The following is a 7,851-nucleotide window of genomic DNA, read 5'->3' on the forward strand; positions in this document are numbered from 1 at the left end:
AAAGACATCAATACACATTTGGCCAATAGCTGTTTCATTTTCTTCGATGACTTCAGTGGGTGGCATAATCACATAAAATCCCATCACTTCGGTATAGAATTTTACGGCTTTATCTAAATCAGGTACTGTTATTCCAATGTGGGAGAATGTTTTTGGATAAACCTTCTCTTTTACTTCTTGTTTATTTTTCATACTCTTCGTATTAATTTGACCTTGACTACTTATTACCGAAAGTAATAATGTGGCTCCTATCAATAATGTTTTGATATTCATGATTTCTTAATATTTAATTCCTGACAAAGATAGGGTTTAAGATGCTGGTATCCTATAGGTTACATCCATTGCATATGGTTACATGAATGTGTATCATACTGTATTGGAGTTCGTTTTGGAGGAAAAATTATTTGTTTTTTATTGAATAAGAGGTGTATGTTGGTACTATTGAATACAAAACTAAAACGTTTCAAGGGGAGGTGTACTTAAAGTGGGGTGGTGGTGGTTTAATTTAACGCTTTTTTTTCTACTCTGGATACAACGAGTTAGTATTTATAAATGATCCATAACAGACTCATTATTCCACCAATGATAGAGAGAGCTGGAATAAAGAAAAGATGTCTGATCATCTTTTTGAAGGCCGACAAATAACAAATAAGTGGCATACCTATTGCTCCAATTATAAACAGTGCAGAGGGAAGAGCAACTTCCTGTTCTATGCTTAAGCTCTTAGCCGTAAAAGCAAAAGCAATATTTATAAAGGCAATGCCGAAAAACGAGATATGACCCAGACGCATCATTCTTCTTTGCCAGGAGCCATAACCTCCTAACCATTCTTCCTTGTGAAAAAAAAGACCTTGGACAGCACCCAGTATGCCACCTAGCAACATGCCAATCCATGCTGAGTATAAGTTTATTTCAGTCATAATATAAAGTTTATACTTGAGAATATGATTAAATCTCGACCTTCCTTCTCAACGTCACATAACATTCAATCATAAGAAGAAGCATGATTAAATCAATAAATCCAAAAAGAACCAAAAAGATGATGTGAGGTAAGTCACCTATCATAAAATAATAAAAAACGATAGAACAGTAGGCGAATTTGTACAACAAACCTATAAGAATCAAATCAATATTTTTTTGCAATTTTCCTCTATAGATGAGGATATAAGCGATTCCAATGATAAGCAAGTACGCACCTATCAAGCTAAGATACCCCACAAAGTCAGGTGCTTTATCTGGAATACCTATTAAATTAAAGGCAGATTTTGGAAGGAATGTAAAAACAAGTCCTAAAATAAGATCATAAATTGCTGCTACTAGAAATAAGCTCTTGTAATACGATATTCTGCTCATAACTTTAAGATTTAAACATTAATTGTTATTTATAAAGTTACGGAACTTGTGTTTTTTTTTCCTTATTTAAATACAATCCAGAGTAATTACAAATAATTGATTCATAGCATTTTTAATGCTGGTATTCAATCTGTTGTTAAAAGGTTTTGTCTAAAATGCTTTAACTTTATAGGACGTAGTCGTCTTACTTTTAATATTTTATTCGATGAAGAAAGAATATAAGGTTATATTAATTTCAATGAGTGGTGTTAGGGTGTTTAACGAAAAATTACTCAAGACTGGATTAACTCTACCAGGTTTTGTAGACCGAAGCCGTGTAATTGCAAGCTTACCCAGTTTGGGTTTATTAACCCTTGCAGCTCATACTCCAGAAAATTGGGAGGTTATATATCGCGAGTTGGATGCCTACTCAGATGATGATATTGTGGAAATATTGGGTGAAGAGCCAAATATCATAGCTTTCTCTGCTTTGACTTCAAGAATTAATGAAACCTATGAGCTAGCAGCACGGTTCAGGAAACAGGACATAACTGTCGTGATGGGAGGCTTACATGTTTCAGCATTGCCTGATGAGGCTAAAGCTCATGCCGATGCGGTTGTACAAGGCGAATGCGAAATGCTTTGGGAAGCACTGCTCAAGGATTATGAGACGAACACATTAAAAGCTTTGTATAGCTCATTTATAGAACCTGAAATGGCTTTTCATCTTGAGGATTCAAAGGTACCTGCTTACGATCTATTGGATATTAGCAAGTATAATAGATTAACTATCCAAACAACCAGGGGCTGTCCGCACGATTGTCATTTTTGTGCAGCATCAAGATGTATTAGTGATTATAAAAAGAAGCCTGTAAAATTGATCAAAAAGGAACTGGATAAGATCTTCGAGATATGGGACGATCCTTTTATAGAACTGGCTGATGACAATACCTTTGTCGATAAAGAATGGTCTAAGGATCTTCTCAGGCTTTTTGCTGATTATAAGATGAAATGGTTTACCGAAACGGATATTTCTATTGCTTACGATGATGAACTCTTAGAGTTATTGGCCAAATCAAACTGTATGCAAGTCCTTATTGGCTTGGAATCAGTCAATTTTGATAGTATCAAGGGCTTAGATGGAGGCTGGAAGTCTAAGCAATTTAAAAATTATTCGGAGGCTATCGATAAGATACAGTCTTATGGAATTACTGTTAACGGTTGCTTTGTATTAGGATTTGACTCTGATACGAAAGAAACCTTTAGAGAAACTGAAAAGTTTATAAAGGAAAGTAATTTGTCGGATGTGCAAATTACGATTTTAACAGCTTTCCCATGTACTGATTTATATAATCAACTGAAAAAAGAAGATAGATTACTTTCAGATTATTGGGATAAGTGCACTTTGTTTGATGTCACCTATAAACCTAAAAACTTTAGTGTTGAGGAATTAGAAGATGAATTTCAAAATCTAATGACTAAGGTTTACTCTGATGAGATGGTGAAGAGACGTAAGGAGATATTTAAACGAACCTTATTGAGTAGAAGAAAATTCATCACAGGTTGATCTATCAAAACCTTTATCACTTTTCCCATCAACCTTTATTTCTTTACTTTTTTAATCCCTTAATCACCACATTTCCTGTGCCATGGGGATTACATGGATATTGAAAAGTTTTTGCTGCCATTTTTGGATTATTAATTGTTTGGTAAAATTCATCAAGATACTTCAGACTTTGTTTGATATATTTTTCTTCAAGAAGGGGATTGTCGGTATAAATGGCATAGATTGCTTTCTTTAGTTTATTAAAAAGATCGAAAGTCGGCTGGAATTCTCTCATGTCTTCTATGCAGTAGCCTCTGTAACGCCTTTGCCTGACGGAATTCATTCGAAGTTCCTTGGCAGGCTTGGCATAAGGGGCATTCACCAGGCCTGCATGATCAAAATCATAGGGAATAGGAATAAGACCATTCTTACCCTTTATATGAATCAATTTGATGTTGTGCCGGTATTGAATGGACCAATCGGTATTGCCAATCAGGTATTGAAAAACGACCATGTTTAGAAATTCCTTTTTTATGTTTCTTTGCGGTCTGGTATTGGCCCGTTTGAAAAGCTGAGCTTGTAGTCGATCTGCCAAAAGATTTTGATCCTCCAGAAGGATGCCATATTGGTCTTCCGTCTTTTTTCCTTTTATAGAATCTTCAAAACAAAGCTCTACCAATCTGACTTGAAAGCTGTTTTTACTGATCAGTTGAAAAACTTTATAGATCAGGTATTCTCGTAGCACATATTTGTGGTCGATACAAGGCGTAACCAACTTGATTTTATCCTGGCCTGAAAATAGATCGTTTGATTGGATTTGTACAGAATCAAAATTAAGCAGAAGAGGGGGAATCTTGCAGTTTTCACGCTTACGTCGAAAATTGCCACGGGTTTTAATACGAATATTTAAGCTATCAGTTTCACCATTTGCCATGATATACTTCATGAGCAAGGGGTGGTAACGGGGCTCACCTCTGCGATCTTTAAAGAGTTCACGGATATCACCCCTGAGACAAATATTAAAGATCTCATCAGATTCGAATAGTGCATTTTGTATACAAGTCGTATCAATTAGTGTTTGCATATCGCTCTCCTGAGCAGAAAGAGGTATCTGCAAAATAAGTATCAGGAATAAGCCAATAGCGAACTTCATTTCATTTATTCTCTTAAGGTGTATTCATCTATCAATTCGAGTGTATCGGGATTCTTTACTCTTACTTTTATTTTATCTCCTTCCACATCAATAAGGACAATAGCATTTTGAGTTGAGAAGTTTCGTAGGTTCATCATCCATGGTGTCTTTTCCTGTGCATAGTATGGCGCACCGGCAGCACCATTATTTATCTGATAAAAAGTTCGTTTCAGATTCAGTTTCTCGTATGAGTAATTTTCAGGGTAGCGTGGCATCTCTTCATTAATGGTCAGCATATTATAATTATGCTCGTCACCAGTAAGTGCAGCTACTGTTTTGCTACTCTCATTCACAATAAGATCCAAAAGCTGATCTCTTCGCTGAATAATACCTTCAATATAGCTTTTCCCAGCTACCATTGCCCTGTAACGATTATCACCACTGTACCACATATCATCCTTTACATGACCGCCATTGGGAAAAAAGGGGGTGTGAATACTAATAAAGACATGATCAATGGTTTTATTCTTTTCAAGCTGTTTAAGCGTCTTTTTAAGCCATTTCAATTGATTGTCCATAATATAGGCATGCAAGTTTCCGCTGGCATAATGCAAACCCTGAGGGGCGTAAAAATAGTCGGAGTTTAAAACCACCATAGCCACATTGTCGTAGCTGTACCAATAAACGGATTCCTTATAGGATGGAAAGTCCATAATAGATGGGTTGGGATCGTAGATGGATCCATCCTCGCTTTGGGGACCATTCTCTGGTAACACAAAGTTATCTTGAAAGAGGGATTCTCCAGAATCATCTGCAAATGGGAAATGATCAATCATATAGCTATAATTGGCTACGGTATCATTAAAGAGATAGGAATAGGCCTCGTGATTCCCAAAGCCTGCATAAAAAGGCATATAATGCCAATAAGGTTCAACGGCATGCTTCCAATTGGCGTATTGAAGATTCATTCGCTCTCTGCTCACATCATAACCATCGATTAAATCACCTGTGAATTGTACAAATTTGGCCCCTTCAGCTTTAGCCAGAGATGCAATGCGTTTCATAATATAAGCATTGGTTCCAAAAATATTTCTTTCGCCACCGCCTTGACCCGCTCGCGAATCGCTACCGTAGGCAAAGGTAAATGCTTGACGCGAACCAGAGAGCGGAGCCGTCTCGAACTTAAAGTTGAAGTTAAATTTACCGACTTTAAGACTATAAGGATAAGTTGTTTTTGCTTCCAGCTTATTAATTTTAATTTGGTGATTTAAACAGGCTCGTCTGTCTCTATATATTTTATCATTAATCTTAATGTAAGCCTTCACTTCTTTCGATGTTGTAAAAGAAATTACTAAATCTTCGTGTGTGAGTTTATTGATAAAAGGCCCTTCCACTAAGGTTGCTGCAGAAGTAAACATGCCATCCTTATGGCTAAAGGCGGCTTTCCCATCATAGAGTATGGTTCCTTCACTAGTGACTATTCGATACCCCAAAACACCTTGACCCGATTTCTCCCAGCCGATCATATCGTATCTGCCCGATAGCCTAGCTGCAATCGGAATGTTTGTTTTCCCATTGATGATAGGAGCACTTTCTCTGAAATAGACAGGCTGAGGATAGCTACCGTCCTTATAATTGATAAAACCGTAGAAAAGGGTTCCATTAAGTTTTGGATATTTAAAATCGAAATCCAATCCCTTCTGTGTGCCAGTTACATTCGAATATAAATCGCTAAAGCGGAACATGTCATTAGGAGGGATGGCATAGATTCTCTTGTTTTCCAATTGTAAGAAGATACCTTTCTCATTGCTACCTATATTAGAATAAACAGCTGGTATTTCTTGTGCTTTACCAGGAATAATCAAGAGGGAGAGACATAGACCGATTAATAGTTTTCTCATTACATCTTCGTTTTAGAGGTTACAATGTGTTGATTTCCATTAAAGATACAATAAGAGGAGGAGGCTTGCAGATTTTTTTAGATGAATTTACTGTTAATTCAAATAGTGGGTTTGTTGTATTAAAGGGTTTGGATACATTTTAAAGACTTAGGTTTAAGCAAAAATAAAGGAGCCATATAGGCTCCTTTATTTTTTATAATATAAACAGTTACTTATTCTGTAAGGCTAATGACTTTGCCAAAGAGTTTCGCATTTTCTGTTACTTTTTCTTCGTTACCATACACACAAATAGCATCTTGTGCCAGAATGTCTTCCACCATTTTTTTCATTTCTTTAATATCTGCTGGTGTAGTTGACAAAACAGCTGCACGCTCAGCTTTTAACTCTTCTGGTGTTGTTTTTTCGAAGTAATACTGAATGGCACGTTTCCCTCTTTGAGAGGCTGTCATTGGACCATCCATTCGCGAAATAGTACCAATAATATAACGAGTCATCTCTTTTGCATTGGCATCAAATTGCTCTAAATACTCCGGAGTCTTGTTATAATTTTCAATGGTTTCTGATAAATTAGGATCTCGGTAAGAAGCAAAATAAACATTACCACTGTTTGAGATTCCAGCAAAGCCACCGTAAGCACCACCAATAACACGTATTTGCTTTTGAAGCCAGTCAGTTGAAAGCACTTGGTTTAGAACTCTCATTTTACCATTGTATTCGTAACCTAGCTTTTTTAAGTCGTAACCTTTAACTACATATTGTACTTTTGAGGCCGTCTTTAAACCTTCGTTTTTCTTTTTGAAATCAAATTTCCAGTTGTTTAGGCTAACAGATCCTTCTTTTAAGCTTCCCGCTAAATTTTTCATTCCTGCGGTATAGGCTATAAAATCGTTCTCATCGCAGGTCACAGAACCAATCATGTTCTCTTTAGCAAAAAGTAAAGCGGCCGTTTTCTCAAGATTTGCTATAAGCTCGTCGCTTTTAGCATCGAAATTGTCTGATAAATCGGTAACAAAACGGTAGTAATCCAAACCACTGGTTTCCTCGCTGTAAGCTCCATATTTAGAGTAATATGAGCGAAGGCGAGTCATAGCATAACCTAAGCCATTATTCTTAATGTCAGAGTCTACTCTCGATTGGTGACGTGTAAGCAGTTCTTTCAAACGATCTTTATCGTTTAGCTTCGAATGATTAATCACTTCATTCGCTAATTCAAACATTTTTCCGGCCTTTTCAGCTGTAGCTTTGGTGTAGACTGCAAATTTAGGAATCATCTTATCATCCGAATGATCTTCAAGGAAAGTGGTTGTGTAAGTGTTGAAACCACCCGTTTGAATATTCAAGGCGTTATCCAATTCTCCATAAGTATAATTCTCTGTATTCAGTTTTCCTAAGAAGGAAGATAGTAGTTCTGCATAAGGAATTAGATCTTTAGGTAAGGTACGGATATCAAAATACAAATTACTGTATAGTATGTTGTTAGTAAAAGTATTGTGATGTAAGACTTCAATATCAGAAATATTTTTCTTATCGATCCCAAACCATTCAATATCACTATTGATATCTGACAATTCAAGCATTGGAATACTCGCTTTAGCTTCAGATGTATCCTCTCTTTTCTGGTAAGCAATCAATTCCTCAGTTTGAGCAATCAAGGCCTCTTTTTCATCATCACTTAAGCCATCCTTAAATGCTTTTAGCTCTGCCTTTGTTGCCTCAGCTAGTTTAGCCTGCAAACCCGGTTCTGGTTTTAAAACCATCAATAAAGCATGAGGGTTGTTTGCCAAATATTTGGTTATTGTTGTTTCCAGAATATTTGTTGTTAGTGCTTTTTTAGCTTCTTCCAATGGCTTGTTAAATTCCAATCCCAGAAATGGATCATTGGCAAATAACCAACCTTGATAGGACTGGAACAAGTACATCATCCCTTTTTGAGGTGTATT

The 7,851-nt window shown here is 36.4% G+C and carries 6 protein-coding genes and 1 pseudogene; 1 reads left to right on the forward strand and 6 read right to left on the reverse strand.

Annotated features, from left to right (window positions below):
- The 3 genes from ABY905_RS11490 to ABY905_RS11500 form a co-directional block, all read right to left on the reverse strand.
- Positions 1 to 273 (reverse strand): VOC family protein (locus ABY905_RS11490; RefSeq protein ID WP_372643917.1); only part of this gene is annotated, 273 nt, incomplete at its 3' end.
- Positions 274 to 539: 266 nt separating this feature from the next.
- Positions 540 to 920 (reverse strand): hypothetical protein, encoded by a 381-nt coding sequence (locus ABY905_RS11495; RefSeq protein WP_372643920.1) that lies wholly within the window; start codon positions 918 to 920, stop codon positions 540 to 542.
- 28 nt (positions 921 to 948) lie between these two features.
- Positions 949 to 1,353, reverse strand: a complete 405-nt coding sequence (locus tag ABY905_RS11500) for a hypothetical protein (RefSeq protein WP_372643923.1) — start codon at positions 1,351 to 1,353, stop codon at positions 949 to 951.
- Positions 1,354 to 1,558: 205 nt separating this feature from the next.
- Here ABY905_RS11500 and ABY905_RS11505 point away from each other — a divergent pair, with 205 nt between their 5' ends.
- Entirely contained in the window at positions 1,559 to 2,899 is a 1,341-nt protein-coding gene (locus ABY905_RS11505; protein WP_372643926.1) for a radical SAM protein, read from the forward strand.
- A gap of 43 nt (positions 2,900 to 2,942) precedes the next feature.
- Here the strand turns inward: ABY905_RS11505 and ABY905_RS11510 are convergent, their stop codons facing one another.
- The 3 genes and pseudogenes from ABY905_RS11510 to ABY905_RS11520 form a co-directional block, all read right to left on the reverse strand.
- Positions 2,943 to 4,031: a hypothetical protein gene (locus tag ABY905_RS11510; RefSeq protein ID WP_372643929.1), complete on the reverse strand. Its 1,089-nt coding sequence runs from the start codon at positions 4,029 to 4,031 to the stop codon at positions 2,943 to 2,945.
- Between the two features lie 5 nt (positions 4,032 to 4,036).
- Positions 4,037 to 5,911: a metallophosphoesterase gene (locus ABY905_RS11515; protein WP_372643932.1), complete on the reverse strand. Its 1,875-nt coding sequence runs from the start codon at positions 5,909 to 5,911 to the stop codon at positions 4,037 to 4,039.
- A 212-nt stretch (positions 5,912 to 6,123) separates the two neighbouring features.
- Positions 6,124 to 7,851: pseudogene (locus tag ABY905_RS11520) on the reverse strand (peptidase); the annotation flags it as partial.

Origin of the sequence: Ancylomarina sp., assembly GCF_041555295.1 — a bacterium.
Classification (GTDB): Bacteria; Bacteroidota; Bacteroidia; order Bacteroidales; family Marinifilaceae; genus Ancylomarina.